Origin of the sequence: Streptomyces sp. NPDC052079, from assembly GCF_040680275.1 — a bacterium.
Classification (GTDB): Bacteria; Actinomycetota; Actinomycetes; order Streptomycetales; family Streptomycetaceae; genus Streptomyces.
On record NZ_JBFAWL010000003.1, the window covers coordinates 320,000 to 342,642 of the forward strand.

The 22,643-nt window shown below is 70.3% G+C and carries 23 protein-coding genes; 21 read left to right on the forward strand and 2 right to left on the reverse strand.

The features are described 5' to 3' along the window. Nucleotides 1–61: 61 nt before the first annotated feature. Nucleotides 62–883 carry a peptidylprolyl isomerase gene (locus AB0L56_RS08890; protein WP_361033241.1) on the reverse strand — a complete coding sequence of 274 codons (822 nt, stop codon included), beginning with the start codon at nucleotides 881–883 and terminating at the stop codon, nucleotides 62–64. Between the two features lie 184 nt (nucleotides 884–1,067). On the opposite strand from AB0L56_RS08890, the gene AB0L56_RS08895 reads away from it, so the two are divergent. From AB0L56_RS08895 to nusB, 19 genes are all read left to right on the forward strand, one after another. Continuing rightward, nucleotides 1,068–1,778 (forward strand): MBL fold metallo-hydrolase, encoded by a 711-nt coding sequence (locus AB0L56_RS08895; RefSeq protein WP_365420523.1) that lies wholly within the window; start codon nucleotides 1,068–1,070, stop codon nucleotides 1,776–1,778. A gap of 11 nt (nucleotides 1,779–1,789) precedes the next feature. Further along, nucleotides 1,790–3,052 (forward strand): histidine--tRNA ligase, encoded by a 1,263-nt coding sequence (hisS, locus tag AB0L56_RS08900; protein WP_365420525.1) that lies wholly within the window; start codon nucleotides 1,790–1,792, stop codon nucleotides 3,050–3,052. 284 nt (nucleotides 3,053–3,336) lie between these two features. Then, the gene (locus tag AB0L56_RS08905) at nucleotides 3,337–4,005 is read left to right on the forward strand and encodes a vitamin K epoxide reductase family protein (RefSeq protein ID WP_365420528.1); all 669 of its coding nucleotides are present in this window, start codon (nucleotides 3,337–3,339) and stop codon (nucleotides 4,003–4,005) included. A 43-nt stretch (nucleotides 4,006–4,048) separates the two neighbouring features. Continuing rightward, a complete protein-coding gene (locus AB0L56_RS08910; protein WP_365420531.1) occupies nucleotides 4,049–5,404 on the forward strand; it encodes a replication-associated recombination protein A in 1,356 nt (451 codons plus the stop codon). 303 nt (nucleotides 5,405–5,707) lie between these two features. After that, nucleotides 5,708–6,322 (forward strand): 30S ribosomal protein S4, encoded by a 615-nt coding sequence (rpsD, locus tag AB0L56_RS08915; protein WP_019523761.1) that lies wholly within the window; start codon nucleotides 5,708–5,710, stop codon nucleotides 6,320–6,322. Nucleotides 6,323–6,522: 200 nt separating this feature from the next. Beyond that, nucleotides 6,523–6,975: a DUF948 domain-containing protein gene (locus tag AB0L56_RS08920; RefSeq protein WP_365420534.1), complete on the forward strand. Its 453-nt coding sequence runs from the start codon at nucleotides 6,523–6,525 to the stop codon at nucleotides 6,973–6,975. Nucleotides 6,976–6,982: 7 nt separating this feature from the next. Next, nucleotides 6,983–7,342 carry a hypothetical protein gene (locus AB0L56_RS08925; RefSeq protein ID WP_361033260.1) on the forward strand — a complete coding sequence of 120 codons (360 nt, stop codon included), beginning with the start codon at nucleotides 6,983–6,985 and terminating at the stop codon, nucleotides 7,340–7,342. Next, nucleotides 7,342–10,014, forward strand: a complete 2,673-nt coding sequence (alaS, locus tag AB0L56_RS08930) for an alanine--tRNA ligase (protein ID WP_365420537.1) — start codon at nucleotides 7,342–7,344, stop codon at nucleotides 10,012–10,014. Before AB0L56_RS08925 ends, alaS begins: the two co-directional genes overlap by 1 nt. A gap of 35 nt (nucleotides 10,015–10,049) precedes the next feature. Further along, nucleotides 10,050–10,514 (forward strand): Holliday junction resolvase RuvX, encoded by a 465-nt coding sequence (gene ruvX, locus AB0L56_RS08935; RefSeq protein WP_361033520.1) that lies wholly within the window; start codon nucleotides 10,050–10,052, stop codon nucleotides 10,512–10,514. Nucleotides 10,515–10,642: 128 nt separating this feature from the next. After that, nucleotides 10,643–12,322: an endolytic transglycosylase MltG gene (mltG, locus tag AB0L56_RS08940; protein ID WP_365420540.1), complete on the forward strand. Its 1,680-nt coding sequence runs from the start codon at nucleotides 10,643–10,645 to the stop codon at nucleotides 12,320–12,322. Further along, nucleotides 12,322–13,149 (forward strand): shikimate dehydrogenase, encoded by an 828-nt coding sequence (locus AB0L56_RS08945; RefSeq protein WP_365420543.1) that lies wholly within the window; start codon nucleotides 12,322–12,324, stop codon nucleotides 13,147–13,149. The genes mltG and AB0L56_RS08945 overlap by 1 nt, the downstream gene beginning before the upstream one ends. A gap of 51 nt (nucleotides 13,150–13,200) precedes the next feature. Continuing rightward, nucleotides 13,201–13,524: a hypothetical protein gene (locus AB0L56_RS08950; protein ID WP_365420546.1), complete on the forward strand. Its 324-nt coding sequence runs from the start codon at nucleotides 13,201–13,203 to the stop codon at nucleotides 13,522–13,524. A 162-nt stretch (nucleotides 13,525–13,686) separates the two neighbouring features. After that, on the forward strand, nucleotides 13,687–14,871 hold the full coding sequence (gene aroC, locus AB0L56_RS08955; RefSeq protein WP_365420549.1) for a chorismate synthase: 1,185 nt from the start codon (nucleotides 13,687–13,689) through the stop codon (nucleotides 14,869–14,871). Between the two features lie 26 nt (nucleotides 14,872–14,897). Continuing rightward, entirely contained in the window at nucleotides 14,898–15,380 is a 483-nt protein-coding gene (locus tag AB0L56_RS08960) for a shikimate kinase (protein ID WP_365420696.1), read from the forward strand. Continuing rightward, nucleotides 15,377–16,471: a 3-dehydroquinate synthase gene (gene aroB / locus AB0L56_RS08965; RefSeq protein WP_365420552.1), complete on the forward strand. Its 1,095-nt coding sequence runs from the start codon at nucleotides 15,377–15,379 to the stop codon at nucleotides 16,469–16,471. The genes AB0L56_RS08960 and aroB overlap by 4 nt, the downstream gene beginning before the upstream one ends. Nucleotides 16,472–16,595: 124 nt before the next feature. Next, complete coding sequence (locus AB0L56_RS08970; protein ID WP_365420555.1) at nucleotides 16,596–17,360, forward strand: Pro-rich N-terminal domain-containing protein; 765 nt, start codon at nucleotides 16,596–16,598, stop codon at nucleotides 17,358–17,360. A gap of 484 nt (nucleotides 17,361–17,844) precedes the next feature. After that, a complete protein-coding gene (locus AB0L56_RS08975; protein WP_365420558.1) occupies nucleotides 17,845–18,951 on the forward strand; it encodes an aminopeptidase P family protein in 1,107 nt (368 codons plus the stop codon). Between the two features lie 70 nt (nucleotides 18,952–19,021). Further along, on the forward strand, nucleotides 19,022–19,588 hold the full coding sequence (gene efp, locus AB0L56_RS08980; protein ID WP_190167144.1) for an elongation factor P: 567 nt from the start codon (nucleotides 19,022–19,024) through the stop codon (nucleotides 19,586–19,588). A 2-nt stretch (nucleotides 19,589–19,590) separates the two neighbouring features. Next, entirely contained in the window at nucleotides 19,591–20,022 is a 432-nt protein-coding gene (nusB, locus tag AB0L56_RS08985) for a transcription antitermination factor NusB (RefSeq protein WP_361033284.1), read from the forward strand. Nucleotides 20,023–20,175: 153 nt separating this feature from the next. On the opposite strand, the gene bldD is transcribed toward nusB, so the two are convergent. Next, a complete protein-coding gene (gene bldD, locus AB0L56_RS08990) occupies nucleotides 20,176–20,679 on the reverse strand; it encodes a transcriptional regulator BldD (RefSeq protein ID WP_006131213.1) in 504 nt (167 codons plus the stop codon). A 264-nt stretch (nucleotides 20,680–20,943) separates the two neighbouring features. Between bldD and pyrR the strand changes: the two genes are divergently transcribed. Further along, a complete protein-coding gene (pyrR, locus tag AB0L56_RS08995) occupies nucleotides 20,944–21,558 on the forward strand; it encodes a bifunctional pyr operon transcriptional regulator/uracil phosphoribosyltransferase PyrR (protein WP_365420563.1) in 615 nt (204 codons plus the stop codon). A 101-nt stretch (nucleotides 21,559–21,659) separates the two neighbouring features. Then, nucleotides 21,660–22,640: an aspartate carbamoyltransferase catalytic subunit gene (locus AB0L56_RS09000; RefSeq protein ID WP_365420566.1), complete on the forward strand. Its 981-nt coding sequence runs from the start codon at nucleotides 21,660–21,662 to the stop codon at nucleotides 22,638–22,640. Nucleotides 22,641–22,643 lie beyond the last annotated feature (3 nt).

Here is a 22,643-nt window from a genome sequence, read left to right on the forward strand (position 1 = left end):
CATAGGCGACCGACGGGATGCCTGTCCGCATCCCGCGCGACCGAAATTTCGCAGTTGGGGGTCAGGATGCGGTGACGGTCGCCTTGTCGATCACGACCGTCGCGTTGGGCGCCCCGTCACCGGCTCCGGTGCTCTCCCCGGCGCCGGCGATCTTCTTCAGCACCTTCATGCCGGCGTCCGAGACGGTGCCGAACGGTGTGTAGTTGGGCGGAAGCTGACTGTCCTGGTAGACGAGGAAGAACTGGCTGCCACCACTGTCCTTCTGCATGGTGTTCGCCATCGCGACCGTGCCCGCCGGGTAGACGTTGTCCTTCAGGCTTTTGTCCTTCAGGTTCTCGTCCGGGATCGTGTACCCGGGACCACCGGTGCCGGTGCCTGTCGGGTCACCGCACTGCAGCACGTAGATGCCGTTCGTGGTCAGCCGGTGGCACTTGGTGTGGTCGAAGTAGCCCTTCTTGGCGAGGAACGCGAAGGAGTTGACGGTGTGCGGCGCCCCCGACGCGTTCAGCGCCAGGTCTATCTCGCCACAGGTCGTGTCGAGCTTCATCGTGTACTTCGCCGACGTGTCGATGGACATCGCCGGCTCCTTCTTCCAGGTCTGCGACTTGACCTTGCCCTCCGCGGGCTTGTCGCACGGGTCCGGCGCCTTGGTGGTCGGCGCTGCGCTCGGCGAGACCTCGGCGTTCGCGTTGGCCTTGTCGTCGTCCTGCTGCAGTGCCCCGGTCGCGTACAGCGCGCCGCTGCCCACGAGGACCACGCCGAGCACCGACGCGATCACCGCGTTGCGGATCCGCGACTTGCGACGCGCTTCGGTGCGCCGCTGCTGCTGCCGCAAGAACTTCTCCCGGGCGAGCTGACGCCGCCGCTGTTCCTGGCTGACCACCGGGTTCTCTCCTCATGCGTCTTGTGTGCCGGCCGGTACGCGTGCGTGCGTGCGGTGAGCCGACCGCCTGCGTGTGCCCCGTACCGTATATGGGTTCGCTGAGGAATCGGCAGCGCCGGTAGGCTCTGACCACGGGCGCAGCCCCGTCGCAAGCCTCCCGTAACGACCCAAACGAAGGACGATCGTGCTCATTGCCGGGTTCCCCGCCGGGGCCTGGGGGACGAACTGTTATCTCGTCGCCCCCGCCGCCGGTGAGGAGTGCGTGATCATCGACCCCGGCCACCAGGCCGCCGACGGCGTCGCGGAGGCGGTCCGCAAGCACCGGCTCAAGCCCGTCGCCGTCGTCCTCACCCACGGCCACATCGACCACGTCGCGTCGGTCGTCCCGGTGTGCGGAGCGCACGACGTACCGGCCTGGATCCACCCCGAGGACCGGTACATGATGAGCGACCCCGAGAAGGGCATCGGCCGTGCCATCGGCATGCCGCTCATGGGCGAGCTGACCGTGGGGGAACCGGACGACGTCAAGGAACTCACCGACGGCGCGCTGCTGAAGCTGGCCGGCCTGGAGTTCTCCGTCGCGCACGCACCGGGCCATACCAAGGGGTCGGTGACCTTCGGCCTGCCCGAGGCGGCGGACATCCCGCCGATCATGTTCTCGGGCGACCTGCTGTTCGCCGGCTCCATCGGACGCACCGACCTGCCCGGCGGTGACATGGCCGAGATGCTCGACTCGCTGGCCCGCGTGTGCCTGCCGCTCGACGACTCGACCGTGGTCCTGTCCGGCCACGGCCCCCAGACGACCATCGGCCAGGAGCGCGCCACCAACCCGTATCTGCGGCAGGTGGCCGCCGGCCAGGGAGCCACCACTGAGGCTCCCCGACGAGGAATGTGACGAGACCTTCCGTGAGCACCTTCAGGGCCCCCAGGGGCACGTACGACCTCATCCCGCCGGACAGTGCCAAGTACCTCGCCGTCCGCGAGGCCATCGCCGCCCCGCTGCGGCGCTCCGGCTACGGCTACATCGAGACGCCCGGCTTCGAGAACGTCGAACTGTTCGCCCGGGGTGTCGGCGAGTCCACCGACATCGTCACCAAGGAGATGTACGCCTTCGAGACCAAGGGCGGCGACCGCCTCGCCCTGCGCCCCGAAGGCACCGCCTCCGTGCTGCGCGCCGCCCTGGAGGCCAACCTGCACAAGGCGGGCAACCTCCCGGTCAAGCTCTGGTACTCCGGCTCCTACTACCGCTACGAGCGCCCCCAGAAGGGCCGTTACCGCCACTTCTCCCAGGTCGGGGCCGAGGCGATCGGCGCGGAGGACCCGGCGCTCGACGCCGAGCTGATCATCCTCGCGGACCAGGCGTACCGCTCGCTGGGCCTGCAGCACTTCCGCATCCTGCTCAACAGCCTCGGCGACCAGGAGTGCCGCCCGGTGTACCGGGCCGCGCTGCAGGACTTCCTGCGCGGCCTGGACCTCGACGAGGACACCCTGCGCCGCGCGGAGATCAACCCGCTGCGCGTGCTGGACGACAAGCGCGAGTCGGTGCAGAAGCAGCTGACCGGCGCCCCCCTGCTGCGCGACTACCTCTGCGACGCGTGCAAGGCGTACCACGAGGAGGTCCGCGAGCTGATCACGGCGGCGGGCGTCGCCTTCGAGGACGACCCCAAGCTGGTGCGCGGCCTGGACTACTACACGCGCACCACCTTCGAGTTCGTCCACGACGGTCTGGGCTCCCAGTCCGCGGTGGGCGGCGGCGGCCGCTACGACGGGCTGTCCGAGATGATCGGCGGCCCCGCGCTGCCCTCCGTCGGCTGGGCCCTGGGCGTCGACCGCACCGTGCTGGCCCTGGAGGCGGAGGGCGTCGAGCTCGAACTTCCCGCCACCACCAGCGTGTTCGCCGTACCGCTCGGCGAGGAGGCCCGCCGTGTGCTGTTCGCGAAGGTCACCGAGCTGCGCAAGAACGGCGTGGCCGCGGACTTCAGTTACGGCGGCAAGGGCCTCAAGGCCGCGATGAAGGCCGCCAACCGCTCGGGCGCCCGCTACGCGATCGTGGCCGGCGAACGCGACCTCGCCGAGGGCGTCGTCCAGCTCAAGGACATGGAATCCGGCGAGCAGACGGCGGTCGGCGTCAACGAGATCGTGGCGGAGCTGGAGTCACGCCTCGGCTGACACGGCTCGCGAAGGCGCCGGGCACCTCCGGGGGTGCCCGACGCCTTCGTCGTCCACCGCGTGGAACGCCGGAACACCCTGACGGGGGACGCGGTGCGGAACGCCCGTACGGCGCTCCCACGGACAAACGCCCGTACGGCGCTCCGACGGACATCGGCCGAAACCGAACGCTCACGGGTGACGACCGGTAGGTCCTTATGCCCGCGCAACGGCGGACCACAGTCCCGTACGGCACAATGGCCCCTGCCCGAAGCAGTCCCCACTCCCAGTGACGGAATCGGCGTATGAGCAAGACGACAGTCAGGGACGTCGACATGGAGCCCGAGCCCGCGGCCCCGCCGGAGCGCACCGCCTCCGCGCCGCGCACGGAGGGCGCGAGCCGGGCGCTCGCCCTGCTCCTGGTGATCACCGGTGCCGCCGGTGTGCTCGCCTCCTGGGTGATCACGCTCGACAAGTTCAAGCTGCTCGAGGCCAAGGTCAAGGGCGAGACGTTCGTCCCCGGCTGCAGCCTGAACCCGGTCGTCTCCTGCGGCAGCGTCATGGAGAGCGACCAGGCCTCCGTGTTCGGCTTCCCCAACCCGATGCTCGGTCTCGTCGCCTACGGCATCGTCGTCTGCGTCGGCATGAGCCTGCTCGCCGGGGCCCGTTTCCCGCGCTGGTACTGGCTCACCCTCAACGCGGGCACGCTCTTCGGTGTGGTCTTCTGCGCCTGGCTGATGTTCCAGTCGCTCTACCGGATCAACGCGCTGTGCCTGTGGTGCTGCCTGGCCTGGGTCGCCACGATCATCATGTTCTGGTACGTGACGTCGTTCAACATCCGCCAGGGCTTCCTGCCGGCTCCGGGCTGGCTGAAGAGCTTCTTCGGCGAGTTCACCTGGGTCCTGCCGGTCCTGCACATCGGCATCATCGGGATGCTGATCCTGACCCGCTGGTGGGACTTCTGGACCAGCTGACCGCCCGCCCCGGGTTGTCGGTGCGGTGCTTTAGGGTTTCAGCGTGGAGCCCGACCTGTTCACCGCCGCAGCAGAAGAACGCCAGGAGAAGGACCCGACCGGCAGCCCCCTGGCGGTCCGGATGCGCCCGCGCACCCTCGACGAGGTCGTGGGTCAGCAGCATCTCCTGAAGCCGGGCTCCCCCCTGCGCAGACTGGTGGGCGAAGGGGGGTCCGGTCCCGCGGGCCCCTCCTCGGTGATCCTGTGGGGGCCGCCCGGCACCGGCAAGACCACCCTGGCCTATGTCGTCTCCAAGGCCACCAACAAGCGCTTCGTCGAACTGTCGGCAATCACCGCGGGCGTCAAGGAGGTCCGCGCGGTCATCGACGGCGCCCGCCGCGCCTCCGGCGGGTACGGCCAGGAGACCGTCCTCTTCCTCGACGAGATCCACCGCTTCAGCAAGGCCCAGCAGGACTCCCTGCTCCCCGCCGTGGAGAACCGCTGGGTCACGCTGATCGCGGCGACCACCGAGAACCCCTACTTCTCGGTGATCTCCCCGCTGCTCTCCCGGTCCCTGCTGCTCACCCTTGAACCGCTCACCGACGAGGACATCCGGGACCTGCTGAGGCGCGCCCTCGCCGACGAGCGGGGCCTGAAGAGCGCCGTCACCCTGCCCGAGGACACCGAGAGCCACCTCCTGCGCATCGCCGGCGGCGACGCCCGCCGCGCGCTGACCGCCCTGGAGGCCGCCGCCGGGGCCGCACTCGACAAGGGCGAGGCGGAGATAGCGCTGGCCACGCTGGAGGAGACGGTCGACCGGGCGGCGGTGAAGTACGACCGCGACGGCGACCAGCACTACGACGTCGCCAGCGCCCTGATCAAGTCCATCCGTGGCTCCGACGTGGACGCCGCCCTGCACTACCTGGCCCGCATGATCGAGGCGGGCGAGGACCCCCGCTTCATCGCCCGCCGGCTGATGATCTCCGCCAGCGAGGACATCGGCCTCGCCGATCCGAACGCGCTGCCCATCGCGGTCGCCGCCGCCCAGGCCGTCGCCATGATCGGTTTCCCCGAGGCCGCCCTCACCCTCAGCCACGCCACCATCGCGCTCGCCCTCGCCCCCAAGTCCAACGCGGCGACCACCGCCATCGGCGCCGCACTGGACGACGTACGCAAGGGACTGGCCGGGCCCGTGCCGTCCCATCTGCGCGACAGCCACTACAAGGGCGCGACGAAGCTCGGGCACGGAAAGGGCTACACCTACCCGCACGACCTTCCCGAGGGCATCGCCGAGCAGCAGTACGCGCCGGATGCCCTGAAGGACCGTGAGTACTACGAGCCCACCCGGCACGGCGCGGAGGCGCGTTACGCGGACGCGGTGGAGTGGACCAGGAAGCACCTCGGTCGGAAGCGGCCCTGACCACCCTGTAGACTGTCCCGCAGTGCTGCGTCCCGTGTCCGGCCCCGGTCGGCGCCTCAGGCGGGACATCCAGCCGGATCCTTCGATCCAGGAGCGTCGCGCACCGTCGTAGGTGTCGCGGGCAGCCCACCACCACCCGTTGAGTTCCGGGACCGGTCGGTGGGCCGTTCGTGTGCTGCACGTATGTGCCCAGACCAGGGGAGCGGCTGCCTGGCAAGTCCCGCGCGGACCTGCCGGGAATTCCCCGGCTGCGGATGCGACCTCCCGTAACCCTGAGGCAGCCGAAAAGGAAAAGGAAGAGAAGTGGCGAACCAGTCCCGCCCCAAGGTCAAGAAGTCGCGTGCCCTCGGCATCGCGCTGACCCCGAAGGCCGTCAAGTACTTCGAGGCCCGCCCCTACCCGCCGGGTGAGCACGGCCGTGGCCGCAAGCAGAACTCGGACTACAAGGTCCGTCTGCTGGAGAAGCAGCGTCTGCGCGCGCAGTACGACCTCTCCGAGCGCCAGCTCGTCCGTGCCTACGAGCGTGCCTCCAAGACGTCGATGAAGACGGGCGAGGCCCTTGTCATCGAGCTCGAGCGCCGTCTCGACGCCCTGGTCCTGCGTTCGGGCATCGCTCGCACGATCTACCAGGCCCGCCAGATGGTCACCCACGGCCACATCCAGGTCAACGGCAAGAAGGTCGACAAGCCCTCCTTCCGTGTCCGCCCGGACGACGTCGTGGAGGTGCGCGAGCGCAGCAAGGAGAAGACCCTCTTCACGATCGCTCGTGAGGGTGGCTTCGCCCCCGACGGTGAGATCCCGCGCTACCTGCAGGTGAACCTCAAGGCCCTGGCGTTCCGCCTGGACCGCGAGCCGAACCGCAAGGAGATCCCGGTGATCTGCGACGAGCAGCTCGTCGTCGAGTACTACGCCCGCTGATTCCAGCAGGCACGCGGTATCCCGAGCCCGCCGTCTCCCCGCCCTTCCGGGCGGACGAGGCGGCGGGCTCGCTCCGTCCCCGCCTGGCGTCCCGCGACTGTGCCGGTGACGGGAGGTAATCCGGTACGGACTGACGTCACCGGCGCGATAGGCTCGTGCACACGACTTTCTCGATGTTCAGGCGCGTTTCAAGGGAGCGGGTGCACACAGTGTCCGGTGGCGAGGTGGCCGGAATCCTGGTGGCCGTGTTCTGGGCGATCCTGGTCTCCTTCCTCGCCGTCGCGCTGGCGAGGCTGGCCCAGACGCTCCGGGCGACCACCAAGCTCGTGGCGGAGGTGACCGACCAGGCGGTCCCGCTGCTGGCCGACGCCTCCGCGGCGGTGCGGTCCGCGCAGACCCAGATCGAACGGGTCGACGCGATCGCCTCCGACGTCCAGGAGGTCACCTCCAACGCGTCCGCGCTGTCGACCACCGTGGCCTCCACCTTCGGCGGCCCCCTGGTCAAGGTCGCCGCTTTCGGCTACGGCGTACGCCGGGCCATGAGCGGCCGCAAGGACGACGCCCCGGCCAAGGAGCCGAGGCGCAACGTGATCGTGGGCCGCACCGTCCCGGGCGCGCGGCGTAGCAAGCGGACCCGGGGAAAGAGGGACTGACCCGACGATGTTCCGCCGAACGTTCTGGTTCACCACCGGTGTCGCCGCCGGCGTGTGGGCCACCACCAAGGTCAACCGGAAGCTCAAGCAGCTCACCCCCGAGAACCTGGCCGTCACCGCGGCCAACAAGGCGATCGAGGCCGGCGGCCGGCTCAAGGACCGCGCGGTTGACTTCGCCCTCGAGGTCCGCGACCACATGGACCGGCGCGAGGCCGAACTGGGCGACGCGCTCGGGCTGAACGCCCGCGTCGACCGCGAACTGCCCCCGCCCCGGGGCTACGCCGTCATCGAGAACCGCAACAGCCCCCCGTACGCCGAGGGCCTGACGTACAAGACGTACCCGTACAACCGGAATGAGGACCACTGATGGAGTCGGCCGAGATCCGCCGCCGCTGGCTGAGCTTCTTCGAGGAGCGCGGGCACACCGTCGTCCCGTCGGCGTCGCTCATCGCGGACGACCCGACTCTGCTCCTCGTCCCGGCCGGCATGGTGCCCTTCAAGCCCTACTTCCTCGGCGAGGTCAAGCCGCCCTTCGCCCGCGCCACCAGCGTGCAGAAGTGCGTACGCACCCCCGACATCGAAGAGGTCGGCAAGACCACCCGCCACGGCACGTTCTTCCAGATGTGCGGCAACTTCTCCTTCGGTGACTACTTCAAGGAAGGCGCCATCAAGTTCGCCTGGGAGCTGCTCACCACGCCCCAGGACAAGGGTGGCTACGGCCTCGAGCCGGAGAAGCTCTGGATCACCGTCTACAAGGACGACGACGAGGCCGAGCGGATCTGGCACGAGATCATCGGCGTGCCCAAGGAGCGCATCCAGCGCCTGGGCAAGAAGGACAACTTCTGGTCCATGGGCGTCCCCGGCCCGTGCGGACCCTGCTCCGAGATCAACTACGACCGCGGCCCCGACTTCGGCGTCGAGGGCGGTCCCGCCGTCAACGACGAGCGGTACGTGGAGATCTGGAACCTGGTCTTCATGCAGTACGTGCGGGGCGAGGGCACCGGCAAGGACGACTTCGAGATCCTCGGCGAACTGCCCAGCAAGAACATCGACACCGGCCTCGGCCTCGAGCGGCTCGCCATGATTCTGCAGGGCGTGCAGAACATGTACGAGATCGACACCTCCATGGCCGTCATCGACAAGGCCACCGAGCTGACCGGCGTCCGCTACGGCGACTCCGAGGCTTCGGACGTGTCCCTGCGCGTGGTCACCGACCACATGCGCACCGCCACCATGCTCATCGGCGACGGCGTCACCCCCGGCAACGAGGGCCGCGGCTATGTGCTGCGCCGCATCATGCGCCGCGCCATCCGCAACATGCGGCTGCTCGGCGCCACCGGCCCGGTCGTCAAGGACCTCGTCGACGTCGTCATCGGCATGATGGGGCAGCAGTACCCGGAACTGATCACCGACCGCGAGCGGATCGAGAAGGTCGCCGTCGCCGAGGAGAACGCCTTCCTCAAGACGCTGAAGGCCGGCACCAATATCCTCGACACCGCCGTGTCCGACACCAAGGCCGCCGGCTCCACCGTCCTGCCCGGCGAGAAGGCGTTCCTGCTCCACGACACCTGGGGCTTCCCGATCGACCTCACCCTGGAGATGGCCGCGGAGCAGGGCCTGTCCGTGGATGAGGAGGGCTTCCGCCGCCTGATGAAGGAGCAGCGGGAGCGCGCCAAGGCCGACGCCCAGGCCAAGAAGACCGGCCACGCCGACCTCGGCGCCTACCGCGAGATCGCCGACCGGGCCGGCGCCACCGACTTCATCGGCTACACCGACACCGAGGGCGAGTCGACGGTCGTCGGCATCCTCGTCGACGGTGTCTCCTCCCCGGCGGCCACCGAGGGCGACGAGGTGGAGATCGTCCTCGACCGCACCCCGTTCTATGCCGAGGGCGGCGGCCAGATCGGCGACACCGGCCGGATCAGGGCCGACTCCGGTGCCGTCATCGAGGTCCGCGACTGCCAGAAGCCGGTGCCGGGCGTCTACGTCCACAAGGGCGTCGTCCAGGTCGGCGAGGTCACCGTCGGCGCCAAGGCCCACGCCTCCATCGACGACCGCCGCCGCAAGGCCATCGCCCGCGCCCACTCGGCCACCCACCTCACCCACCAGGCGCTGCGCGACGCCCTCGGCCCGACGGCCGCCCAGGCCGGTTCCGAGAACCAGCCCGGCCGGTTCCGCTTCGACTTCGGCTCCCCGTCCGCCGTGCCGCAGACGGTGCTGCTCGACGTCGAGCAGAAGATCAACGAGGTGCTCGCCCGCGACCTCGACGTGCGTGCCGACGTCATGGGCATCGACGAGGCCAAGAGGCAGGGCGCCATCGCGGAGTTCGGCGAGAAGTACGGCGAGCGCGTCCGCGTGGTCACCATCGGCGACTTCTCGAAGGAGCTGTGCGGCGGCACCCATGTGCACAACACCGCCCAGCTGGGTCTGGTGAAGCTGCTCGGCGAGTCGTCCATCGGCTCCGGTGTGCGCCGTATCGAGGCCCTGGTCGGCGTGGACGCCTACAACTTCCTCGCCCGTGAGCACACGGTGGTCAACCAGCTGACCGAACTGCTCAAGGGCCGCTCGGAGGAACTGCCGGAGAAGGTCTCCGCCATGCTCGGCAGGCTCAGGGACGCCGAGAAGGAGATCGAGAAGTTCCGCGCCGAGAAGGTGCTCCAGGCCGCCGCCGGTCTCGCCGAGTCCGCCAAGGACATCCGCGGGGTCGCCGTCGTCACCGGCCAGGTCCCGGACGGCACCGGGGCCGACGATCTGCGCAAGCTCGTCCTGGACGTGCGCGGACGCATCCAGGGCGGCCGGCCCGCCGTCGTCGCCCTCTTCGCCGTGAACAACGGCAAGCCGCTGACGGTCATCGCCACCAACGAGGCGGCCCGTGAGCGCGGCCTCAAGGCCGGTGACCTGGTGCGCACCGCCGCCAAGACCCTCGGCGGCGGCGGTGGCGGCAAGCCGGACGTCGCCCAGGGCGGCGGCCAGAACCCGGCCGCCGTCGGCCCGGCCATCGACGCCGTCGAGCGCCTTGTGGCGGACACCGCCAAGTGAACGGACCCGAGCAGGAGCGGACGGACGGCCCGGCGATGCGCCGTGGCCGCCGTCTTGCCGTCGACGTCGGGGACGCCCGCATCGGGGTCGCCTCCTGCGACCCCGACGGGATCCTCGCCACACCGGTCGAGACCGTCCCCGGCCGGGACGTCCCCGCCGCGCACCGCCGGCTGAAGCAGCTCGTCGAGGAGTACGAGCCGATCGAGGTCGTCGTCGGTCTCCCTCGCTCCCTCAAGGGCGGCGAGGGCCCGGCCGCCGCCAAGGTCCGCGGCTTCGCACGGGAGCTCGCCCGCCTGATCACGCCCGTCGCCGTGCGGCTCGTCGACGAGCGCATGACGACGGTGACGGCCAGTCAGGGGCTGCGCGCCTCCGGAGTGAAGTCGAAGAAGGGACGCTCCGTCATCGACCAGGCGGCCGCTGTGATCATCCTCCAGCAGGCACTGGAATCCGAACGGGTGTCAGGCAAGCCACCCGGCGAGGGCGTCGAAGTGGTCATCTGATCGCGATACGGTAACGTTCCGCGCGATGCGGCCGGTGTTCGAACAGCCGCCGCACAAAGAGAGGCGGATCGGGAGCCGTGGTCGTCAGGTGGCCGGGGCGACCGCCGCCTCGCGGCTCTAGGGGATCGATGACTGAGTATGGCCGGGGCCCAGGCTCCGAACCGTGGCATCCGGACGACCCGTTGTACGGGGACGGCGGATGGGGAGGACAGCAGGCCCAGCAGGGTCAGCGGTCTCCCTACGGCGGCCAGCCGCAGCACTATCCGCAGCAGCCGCAGACGCAGCAGCAGTACGGCGACTGGGTCACCGGCGAGCAGCAGCACGGGTACGGACAGCAGCAGTACCCGCAGTACGACCAGCAGTACGCGCCGCACCAGCAGCAACAGCCGCAGTACGACCAGAACGGCTGGCCCATGGGCTCCCACCCACAGGACCCGTACGCGACCGGCCCCCAGGATCCGTACGCCGTCGGCCCCACGGACCCGTACGGGCAGCAGACCGGGCCGTACGGCGGGGACCGGACCGACGACTACGGAACCCCCGACGCCTACCCGCCGCCCGAACCGCCCAGCCGCCGGCGTCGCACCGAACCCGAGCCGGAGACCGACTGGGACCCGGGCCCCGACCAGGGGGAACACGCCTTCTTCGCGGGCGACGGCGATGACGGCCGCGACGACGAGCCGGACGACCGGCGCGGAGGCGGGGAGCGCCGGGGCGGCAAGCAGAAGAAGCGACGCAGCGGCCTGGCCTGTCTCGTGGTGGTCGTGGTCTTCGGCGGCGGCCTGGCCGGTGTCGGCTACTTCGGCTACCAGTTCTACCAGGATCGTTTCGGCAGCCCCGCCGACTTCGCGGGAGCCGGCAACGGTGAGCAGGTGACCGTGACCATCCCCAAGGGTTCCGGCGGTTACGCCATCGGCCAGGCGCTGAAGAAGGAGGGCGTGGTCAAGAGCGTCGAAGCGTTCGTCGCGGCCCAGGCGTCCCACCCACAGGGCAAGGCCATCCAGGACGGCGTCTACACGCTCCAGAAGGAGATGTCGGCCGCGAGCGCCGTCGAGCTCATGCTCAGCCCGAAGAGCCGCAACAACCTGATCATCGCCGAGGGCAAGCGCAACGCCGACGTCTACCAGCTCATTGACAAGCGCCTCGAACTCAAGAAGGGCACCACGGCCAAGGTCGCCGAGACCAAGTGGAAGACCCTCGGACTGCCCGACTGGGCCGTGAACCACAAGAACGTCAAGGATCCGCTGGAGGGCTTCCTCTACCCGTCCAGTTACGCCGTCGCCAAGGGTCAGAAACCCGAGGCCGTGCTGCAGCAGATGGTGGCTCGTGCCACCGAGAAGTACGAGGAGCTGGGCTTCGAGACGAAGGCCGAGAGCCTCGGCCTCGACGGACCGTGGGAACTGGTCACGGTGGCGAGTCTGGTGCAGGCCGAGGGCAAGACCCACGACGACTTCCGCAAGATGTCCGAGGTCGTCTACAACCGCCTCAAGACCACCAACACAGAGACGAACCAGGAACTTCAGTTCGACTCAACGTTCAACTACCTCCTGGGCCAGAGCGAGATCGACATCTCCGAGTCGGAGATCAACAGCAACCCCGACCCCTACAACACGTACACGAACAAGGGCCTGCCGCCCGGCCCGATCGGCAACCCGGGCGAGGAGGCACTGCAGGCCGCGCTGAACCCGACCGGCGACGGCTGGATGTACTTCGTCGCCACGGACGGCATGAACAAGACCGAGTTCGCCAAGACCATCGAGGAGCACCAGAAGCTCGTCGACAAGTTCAACGCGTCGAGGGGCAACTGATGCCGGCCGCCCGCAGGGCCGCCGTCCTCGGCTCCCCGATCGCCCACTCCCTGTCTCCGGTGCTGCACCGCGCCGCGTACAGGGAACTGGGACTCGAAGGGTGGACCTACGACCGCTTCGAGATCGACGAGCAGGCACTGCCCGGGTTCTTCGACACGCTCGGCCCCGAATGGGCGGGACTGTCGCTGACCATGCCGCTGAAGCGAGCCGTGATTCCCCTGCTGGACTCGGTCAGCGAGACCGCGGCCTCGGTCGAAGCGGTCAACACGGTCGTCCTCACGCCGGACGGCCGCAGGACCGGTGACAACACCGACATCCCCGGCATGGTCGCCGCCCTGCGCGAGCACGGAATCGACAGGGTGGAGACCGCCGCGATCCTCGGCGCCGGAGCCACCGCCTCCTCCGCGCTGGCCGCCCTGGCCCGGATCTGCTCGGGCGAGGTCACCGTCTACGTCCGCAGCGAGGCCCGCGCCGCCGAGATGCGCCAGTGGGCCGAACGGCTCGACGTCGCGGTACGCATCGCCGACTGGGACGACGCCGAACGGGGCCTGCACGCCCCGCTGGTCGTCAGCACCACCCCGGCCGGAGTCACCGACCTGTTCGCCCGGGCGGTCCCGGAACGCCCGACGGCCCTCTTCGACGTGCTCTACGACCCGTGGCCGACCGTTCTCGCCGCCCGCTGGTCCGCCTACGGGGGAGCCGTGATCAGCGGACTCGACCTGCTGGTGCACCAGGCGGTCCTCCAGGTGGAGCAGATGACGGGGCGCTCACCGGCACCGCTGAACGCCATGCGAAAAGCGGGAGAACGGGCCCTCGCCGCCCGCTAAGATCCACTGTCGGTTCCGCAGGGGGCGGAACGCGGGAGGGGATCGCGTTCCATGTCCGCAGGCATACCGCTGGCATCCTGGAAGACCCAGATACTCGAGTCCACGCTGGGCTTCCTGCCCGACTGGGTGCAGATCACGGTGCTGGCCCTGATCGTGCTCGCCGTCGTGACCTCCCGGGTCATCAAGATCAAACGCAGGATCGCACACCGCCGCGCCGTCCGCTCGGGCCCGCCGCTCGGGGCCGCGGCCCCGCACGGCCAGGGAAGCGGAGCCGACCACCTGGGCCCGTACGCGCCGCAGCCGCAGCAGCCGAGCGGTGCCGATTTCCTCGGCGCCTACGCACCCGGACAGCGGCAGGGCGACGGCCCGGCGTGATCTCTCCGCCGTCCGCCTGATGGACCGGCGGCCGGACACCCCGGCCGGACATGGGAGGATCGGAGGTGGCGGACCGGGGCCGCGCACCCCGTCACGCCACCGCCGTACGCGAAGGGACGCGTACGCAGGGCATACCGGGGCGCGAAGCACGGAGGAACACCGTTGAGCAGGTTGCGCTGGCTGACCGCGGGGGAGTCCCACGGTCCCGCACTCGTCGCGACGCTGGAGGGTCTTCCCGCCGGCGTGCCGATCACCACCGACATGGTGGCGGACCACCTCGCGAGGCGGCGGCTGGGCTACGGCCGCGGTGCCCGGATGAAGTTCGAGCGCGACGAGGTCACCTTCCTCGGCGGCGTCCGGCACGGACTGACCCTCGGCTCCCCGGTCGCGGTCATGGTGGGCAACACCGAATGGCCGAAGTGGGAGCAGGTCATGGCGGCCGACCCGGTCGACCCCGAAGTGCTCGCCGGCCTGGCGCGCAACGCCCCGCTGACCCGCCCCCGCCCCGGCCATGCCGACCTGGCGGGCATGCAGAAGTACGGCTTCGACGAGGCGCGGCCGATCCTGGAGCGCGCCTCGGCCCGTGAGACGGCCGCCCGCGTGGCACTGGGAGCGGTGGCCCGGTCGTACCTCAAGGAGACGGCCGGCATCGAGATCGTCAGCCACGTCGTCGAGCTGGCCGCGGCCAAGGCGCCGTACGGCGTGTACCCGACCCCCGCCGATGTGGAGCGGCTGGACGCCGACCCGGTGCGCTGCCTGGACGCGGACGCCTCGAAGGCGATGGTCGCGGAGATCGACCAGGCCCACAAGGACGGCGACACCCTCGGCGGCGTGGTCGAGGTGCTGGCCTACGGCGTCCCGGTCGGTCTCGGCTCCCACGTCCACTGGGACCGCCGCCTGGACGCACGCCTGGCCGCCGCCCTCATGGGCATCCAGGCCATCAAGGGCGTCGAGGTCGGCGACGGCTTCGACCTCGCCCGCGTGCCCGGCTCCAAGGCGCACGACGAGATCCTCGCCACCCCCGACGGCATCAAGCGCGCGTCGGGCCGCTCCGGCGGCACCGAGGGCGGACTGACCACCGGTGAGCTGCTGCGCGTACGGGCGGCGATGAAGCCCATCGCGACCGTGCCGCGCGCGCTGCGGACCGTGGACGTCGTCACCGGCGAGGAGGCGGCCGCCCACCACCAGCGCTCCGACGTGTGCGCCGTGCCGGCCGCCGGCATCGTCGCCGAGGCGATGGTGGCCCTGGTCCTCGCGGACGCGGTGGCGGAGAAGTTCGGCGGTGACAGCGTCACCGAGACCCGCCGCAATGTGACGTCGTACCTCGACCACCTGGCCGTCCGGTGAGCCCGCTGGTCGTGCTGGTCGGCCCGATGGGCGTGGGCAAGTCCACGGTCGGCCGACTGCTGGCCGAGCGCCTCGGCGTCGGCTACCGCGACACCGACGACGACATCGTCGCGGCCGAGGGCAGGACCATCGCCGACATCTTCGTCGACGAGGGCGAACCCGCCTTCCGTGCGCTCGAGAAGCGGGCGGTGCGCGCGGCGGTCAGCGGGCACGACGGAGTCCTTTCCCTGGGCGGCGGCGCGATCCTCGACGAGGACACCCGCACCCTGCTCGCCGGACAGCCGGTCGTCTACCTGTCGATGGACGTCGAGGAGGCGGTCAGGCGTACCGGCCTGGGCGTGGCCCGCCCGCTCCTCGCGGTCAACCCGCGCAAGCAGTGGCGTGAGCTGATGGAGGCCAGGCGGCATCTGTACGAGGATGTCGCCGAGGCCGTGGTCGCCACGGACGGCCGGACGCCCGAAGAGGTCACCGAGGCCGTCCTGAACGCACTGGAGCTGAAGGAAGCATGAGCAACGAGGCAGTGACGCGCATCCACATCGGCGCGACGGCGGGCACGGAGCCCTACGACGTCCTGGTGGGCCGTCAGCTCCTGGGCGAGCTCGGCGGGTTGATCGGCGAGAAGGCCAAGCGCGTCGCGATCGTGCACCCCGAAGCACTCGCCGAGACCGGCGACGCGCTGCGCGTGGACCTCGCCGGGCAGGGCTACGAGGCGATCGCGATCCAGGTGCCCAACGCGGAGGAGGCGAAGACCGCCGAGGTCGCCGCCTACTGCTGGAAGGCGCTCGGCCAGTCCGGGTTCACCCGCACCGACGTCATCGTCGGCGTGGGCGGCGGCGCCACCACCGACCTGGCCGGGTTCGTGGCGGCGACCTGGCTGCGGGGCGTCCGCTGGATCGCCATCCCCACCACGGTCCTCGCCATGGTGGACGCGGCCGTCGGCGGCAAGACCGGCATCAACACCGCCGAGGGGAAGAACCTGGTGGGCGCCTTCCACCCGCCCGCCGGCGTCCTGTGCGACCTGGCCGCGCTGGACTCCCTCCCGGTCAACGACTACGTCTCCGGGCTGGCCGAGGTCATCAAGGCCGGCTTCATCGCCGACCCGGTGATCCTGGACCTCATCGAGTCCGACCCCGAGTCCGCCCGCACCCCCGCCGGCCCGCACACCGCGGAACTGATCGAGCGTTCGATCCGGGTCAAGGCCGACGTGGTCTCCTCGGACCTCAAGGAATCGGGCCTCCGCGAGATCCTGAACTACGGCCACACCCTCGGCCATGCCATCGAGAAGAACGAGCGCTACAAGTGGCGCCACGGCGCCGCCGTGTCGGTGGGCATGCACTTCGCCGCCGAACTGGGCCGCCTCGCAGGCCGCTTGGACGACGCCACCGCGGACCGCCACCGCACGATCCTCGCGTCGGTCGGCCTGCCCCTGCACTACCGCTACGACCAGTGGCCCAAGCTCCTGGAGACCATGAAGGTCGACAAGAAGTCCCGCGGCGACCTGCTGCGCTTCATCGTCCTCGACGGGCTCGCCAAGCCCACGGTGTTCGAAGGACCCGACCCGGCCGTCCTGCTCGCCGCGTACGGCGAGGTGGGGGAGTAACACGGGCACTCATCACCGCCCCCGGCCGTTCACACAACGACGGCAGGGGGCGGTACCGTTCGGTAACACGCGGGAACCCCCGCTGTCAGCGCCCCATCGCCTGTACGAGACGGAGTGGCACCGGATGCAGCACGCAGTGGGTTCTCCGCTGCCGCCGCCCCATCAGCCGGGGCACGGACCGGCCGTCGGCTGGTCACCGGCCGCACACCACCCGGGACCCGCGCCCGGGGGCTTCCCCGCGCCCCCGCCCCCGGACACCACCGGCCATGTGCCGCTGCCGCCCGGCGGCCCGGTCGCGATGCCGCAGGCACCGGCCGCGCCCGACCCCGCCGGGACGATCATGGCCGTCCTGCTCATCGGCCCCGCGGGCGCGGGCAAGACGAGTGTGGCCAAGTACTGGGCGGACCACCGCCGGGTCCCGACCGCGCACATCAGCCTCGACGACGTACGTGAGTGGGTCCGCTCGGGCTTCGCCGATCCGCAGTCCGGGTGGAACGACCACTCCGAGGCGCAGTACCGTCTGGCCCGCCGCACCTGCGGCTTCGCCGCGCGCAACTTCCTGGCCAACGGCATCTCGTGCATCCTCGACGACGCGGTCTTCCCCGACCGTCCGGTCGTCGGCCTCGGCGGCTGGAAGCGGCACGTGGGTCCCGGGCTGCTCCCGGTGGTCCTCCTGCCGGGCCTGGACATCGTCCTCGAACGCAACGCGGAACGCACGGGCAATCGCCGTCTCAGCGACGAGGAAGTTGCCCGTATCCACGGCCGCATGGCCGGCTGGTACGGCTCGGGCCTGCCCATCATCGACAACTCCCAGCTGGACATACCCGAAACGGCCCGCATCCTGGACGACGTCCTGACCGGCTCCATAGCGAGCCCACCCCAGTGGTGACCGCGTCGGCACCGGCGACCGGGTTCCACTCCCTGCGTTAACGGGTGCCGCTGCGCCCACCCGTGCCGCCCCAGCGGCACGACTGCCCGCAGCTGCGGCGGGGCGGCCTGCAGCCGGCGATGGCGGGTGCCCGTGGCGGGGGTGGCTGGCCCGTGTCGTGGGTGGCCGTCGGGGGTTTCACTTCCCGCGTTGGCGGGTGCCGTTGCGCCCACCCGTGCCGCCCCAGCGGCACGACTGCCCGCAGCGGGGGCGGGGTGGGCCGCAGCCGCCGACGGGCGGGAGGGGGTGTGGGGGTGGGGCGGAGGCCGCCGCTTAGCTGGGCCCCGCGCCGGGGCACTGTGGCAGCGCCGGAGGGGCGCGACTGCGGCGGGCGAGCCGCACCCCCACACCCCCGACCCCACCACACACCGCACGCGCCCCCGCCGCACCCCCACTCGGCCCCGCTCGACCGGCGACATCCAGCCACCGCTCCTACGCTCGAAGAATGTCAGAGGTCTACGCGATCCGCCGGACGCGGCTACGGGACTGCTGCACCGCGGCCGGCAGCGCGGCGGCGCTGGTGTCCCGCCCCGCCAATGTGCGCTACCTCGCCGGCGCCGCCCCCGACGGCGCCGTCCTCCTGCTCGGCAGGACCGAGGACGTCCTCGTATGCGCGGGTCCACCGGACGACCGTTCCCCCCACACCCGCCCCGACGAGTCACTCCGCATCCATGTGATGCCCGGCCTCACCGGCGACCCCGCCATCGCGGCGGCCAGCCTCGCCCTCGCCCAGGGCACCGACTCCCTCGCCGTCGAGGAGCACCACCTCACCGTCACCCGCCACCGCGAGATCCGCTCCGTCGCTCCCCGGCTCCGCCTCACCGGCATCGCCGGCGCGGTCGAACAGCTCAGAGTCGTCAAGGACGAAGAAGAGATCTCCTGCCTCCGCATCGGCGCGGAAATCGCCGACCAGGCCCTCGGCGAACTCCTGGAATCCATCCTCGTCGGCCGCACGGAACGCCACCTCGCCCTGGAACTGGAGCGCCGCCTCGTCGACCACGGCGCCGACGGCCCCGCCTTCCCCACCTCCGTCGCCACCGGCCCGAACGCCGGCCGCCCCGGTCACCGCCCCACCGACCGCCGCGTAGAGGAGGGCGACTTCCTCTCCGTCTGCCTCGGCGCCACCTACCGCGGCTACCGCTGCGAGATCGGCCGTACCTTCGTCATCGGCACGGCCCCCGCGGGCTGGCAGATCGAGCTGTACGACCTCGTCTTCTCGGCCCAGCGCGCCGGCCGGGAATCCCTCGTCCCCGGCGCGGCCTGCCGCGACGTGGACCGCGCGGCACGCCAGGTCCTGGACTCCGCCGGCTACGCCGAGGCCCTGCACGCGGTCACCGGTCACGGCGTAGGACTCGAAATCGACGAGGACCCTCAATTGACCCCTGCGGCCATGGGTAAACTGGACGCTTGCGTGCCGGTCACCGTCGAACCGGGGGTCCACCTCCCCGGCCGGGGCGGAGTCCGGATCGATGACACGCTCGTCGTGCGCCCCGAGGCGGACGGCGGACCCGAGCTACTCACCATCACGACCAAGGAGCTGCTCGCGCTCTAGCCCCGTGCTGTGCGCCTGCCCCCGCCCCGGCCGTCGTCCACGTCAGTCCAGTCCAGGAGATTCCGCAACCGTGGCTTCCACGAACGACCTCAAGAACGGCATGGTGCTCAAGCTCGAAGGCGGCCAGCTCTGGTCCGTCGTCGAGTTCCAGCACGTCAAGCCCGGCAAGGGCCCGGCCTTCGTGCGCACCAAGCTGAAGAACGTGCTGTCCGGCAAGACCGTCGACAAGACCTTCAACGCCGGCGTCAAGGTCGAAACGGCCACCGTCGACAAGCGCGACATGCAGTTCTCGTACATGGACGGCGAGTACTTCGTCTTCATGGACATGCAGACCTACGACCAGCTGCACATCGACCGCAAGACGGTCGGCGACGCCGCCAACTTCCTCGTCGAGGGCTTCGAGGCCACCGTGGCACAGCACGAGGGCGAGGTGCTGTTCGTCGAGCTGCCCGCCGCCGTCGAGCTGACGATCCAGGAGACCGAGCCGGGCGTGCAGGGCGACCGCTCCACCGGCGGCACCAAGCCCGCCACCCTGGAGACCGGTCACCAGATCCAGGTCCCCCTCTTCATCACCACCGGTGAGAAGATCAAGGTCGACACCCGCACCAGCGACTACCTCGGCCGGGTGAACAGCTAACCGTGGCTGCCCGCAACACGGCCCGCAAGCGTGCCTTCCAGATCCTCTTCGAGGGTGACCAGCGCGGCACGGAGGTCCTGACGGTCCTCGCCGACTGGATCCGGCACTCCCGGACCGACACCCGGCAGCCGCCGGTGAGCGAGTACACGATGCAACTCGTGGAGGGCTACGCGGAGCACGCGAAGCGCATCGACGAACTGATCGCCCAGTACTCGGTCGGCTGGACCCTGGACCGGATGCCGGTCGTCGACCGCAGCATCCTGCGTCTCGGCGCCTACGAGCTGATCTGGGTGGACGAGACGCCGGACGCGGTGGTCCTGGACGAGATGGTGCAGCTGGCAAAGGAGTTCTCGACGGACGAATCGCCGTCCTTCGTAAACGGCCTACTCGGCCGCTTGAAGGAGCTCAAGCCGTCACTCCGCCGCCAGGCGTAATCACCCCCACCCACCCGCCGCCGCCGTAACCCCACAGTGCACGAAAAAGCCGCCGGGGTGGCGGGGAACCAGCAAAGGTTCCCCGCCACCCCGGCGGCACGTTTCTGCGAGCTTCTCAATCTACGAGCAGCCCTCACGCACCCCGCGGAGCGGCTACGCGTCCTCGTGCGAGGCCACCGCGCGGCGGGCGTCCGCGTCCAGGACGCCCCAGCTGATCAGCTGCTCGGTGAGGACCGAGGGCGACTGGTCGTAGATGACGGCGAGGGTGCGCAGGTCGTCCTGGCGGATGGAGAGCACCTTGCCGTTGTAGTCACCGCGCTGGGACTGGATCGTCGCCGCGTAGCGCTGCAGCGGGCCCGCCTTCTCGGCCGGCACCGTGGCCAGCCGCTCCAGGTCCAGGACCAGCTTCGGCGGCGGCTCGGCGGCGCCACCCGGGGTGGTGCCCGGCAGCAGCTCCTGCACCGGAACGCCGTAGAAGTCCGCCAGCTCCGCGAGGCGCTGCACGGTCACGGCGCGGTCGCCACGCTCGTACGAACCGACCACGACCGCCTTCCAGCGGCCCTGGGACTTCTCCTCGACACCGTGGAGGGAAAGGCCCTGCTGGGTGCGGATCGCCCGGAGCTTGGCCCCGAGCTGTTTGGCGTATTCGCTGGACATATAGCTCCCCGGCACTGTGTCGACGCGGCTCTGGCTGGTTTCCATGCCGCGCGGCTGGTAACTCACTGTGAGGTTACGCAGCGTTACTCTGGTGCGTCAAGCCGAATGGTCCACACCGACTCTTCCGTGGTAGCGAACATCGGCTACTCCATTGGTGTGACCGGGGGTGTCGCTACGCACCGATCCCGGCCTGATAGCCTGAGTGACGCAATCCGACGTCCTTTAAGGTCCGTCCCGTGAGGCGGAGAAGGAGGTCCGTTTCGTATGGACAAGCAGAACCAGCACAACCCCTCACAAAACCTGCACAACTCCTCGCAGAGCTCGCACCCGCACCCCGATGCCCGCCCCGTCCTGGAGGCCCCCGACATCGCCCGGGTGCTCACCCGCATCGCCCACGAGATCGTCGAACGCGCCAAGGGCGCCGACGACGTGGTGCTCCTCGGCATCCCGACCCGAGGCGTCTTCCTCGCCCAGCGGCTCGCCGCCAAGCTCGAGCAGATCACCGAGCGCAAGGTCCCGGTCGGCTCGCTCGATATCACGATGTACCGCGACGACCTGCGCATGCACCCGCCGCGTGCGCTGGCCCGCACCGAAATCCCCGGTGACGGCATCGACGGCCGGCTGGTCGTCCTCGTCGACGACGTGCTCTTCTCCGGCCGCACCATCCGCGCCGCCCTCGACGCGCTGAACGACATCGGGCGCCCCCGCGCGGTGCAGCTCGCCGTCCTTGTCGACCGCGGCCACCGCGAACTGCCCATCCGCGCCGACTACGTCGGCAAGAACCTCCCCACGTCGCTGCGGGAGACGGTCAAGGTCCTGCTCGCCGAGGAGGACGGTCGAGACACCGTGCTGCTCGGCGCCAAGCGGACCTCCCAGTAGCACAGCGCGCGCACGCCGAGGCGTGCGCCGGCTCGGCACGCCCTCGCGCGTCCCCGTCTGCCCGATTTCGCCTGATTGAACTGCCTTACGGAGCCTGACAGATGCAGCGTCATCTCATCTCGGCCGCCGACCTCACCCGCGACGACGCCGTCCTCATCCTCGACACCGCCGAGGAGATGGCCCGGGTCGCCGACCGGCCGATCAAGAAACTCCCCACCCTGCGCGGCCGTACCGTCGTCAACCTCTTCTTCGAGGACTCCACCCGCACCCGGATCTCCTTCGAGGCGGCCGAGAAGCGCCTGTCCGCGGACGTCATCAACTTCACCGCCAAGGGCTCCAGCGTCTCCAAGGGCGAGTCCCTCAAGGACACCGCCCAGACCCTGGAAGCCATGGGCGTGGACGCGGTGGTCATCCGGCACGGCGCCTCGGGAGCCCCATACCGCCTCGCCACCTCCGGCTGGATCGACGCCGCCGTCATCAACGCGGGCGACGGCACGCACCAGCACCCCACCCAGGCGCTGCTCGACGCCTTCACCATGCGCCGCCGGCTGGTCGGCCGGGACGCCGGGCTCGGCCAGGACCTGAACGGCCGCCGTATCACCCTCGTCGGCGACGTCCTGCACAGCCGCGTCGCCCGCTCCAATGTCGACCTGCTGCACACCCTCGGCGCCGAGGTCACCCTCGTCGCCCCGCCCACCCTGCTCCCGGTGGGCGTCGACACCTGGCCCTGCGAGGTCTCCTACGACCTGGACTCCACGCTCACCAAATCCGACGCCGTGATGATGCTCCGCGTCCAGCGCGAGCGGATGAACGCCGCGTTCTTCCCCACCGAGCGGGAGTACTCGCGCCGCTACGGCCTCGACGGCGACCGCATGGCGCGGATGCCGGAGCACGCCATCGTGATGCACCCCGGCCCGATGGTCCGCGGCATGGAGATCACCGCCGAGGTCGCGGACTCGGACCGCTGCACCGCGACCGAACAGGTCACCAACGGTGTCTCCATCCGGATGGCCGTCCTCTACCTGCTCCTGGGCGGCAAGGAACCCGCCGTCACCCACGCCCGTACCACCGAGGAGAAGTAAGAA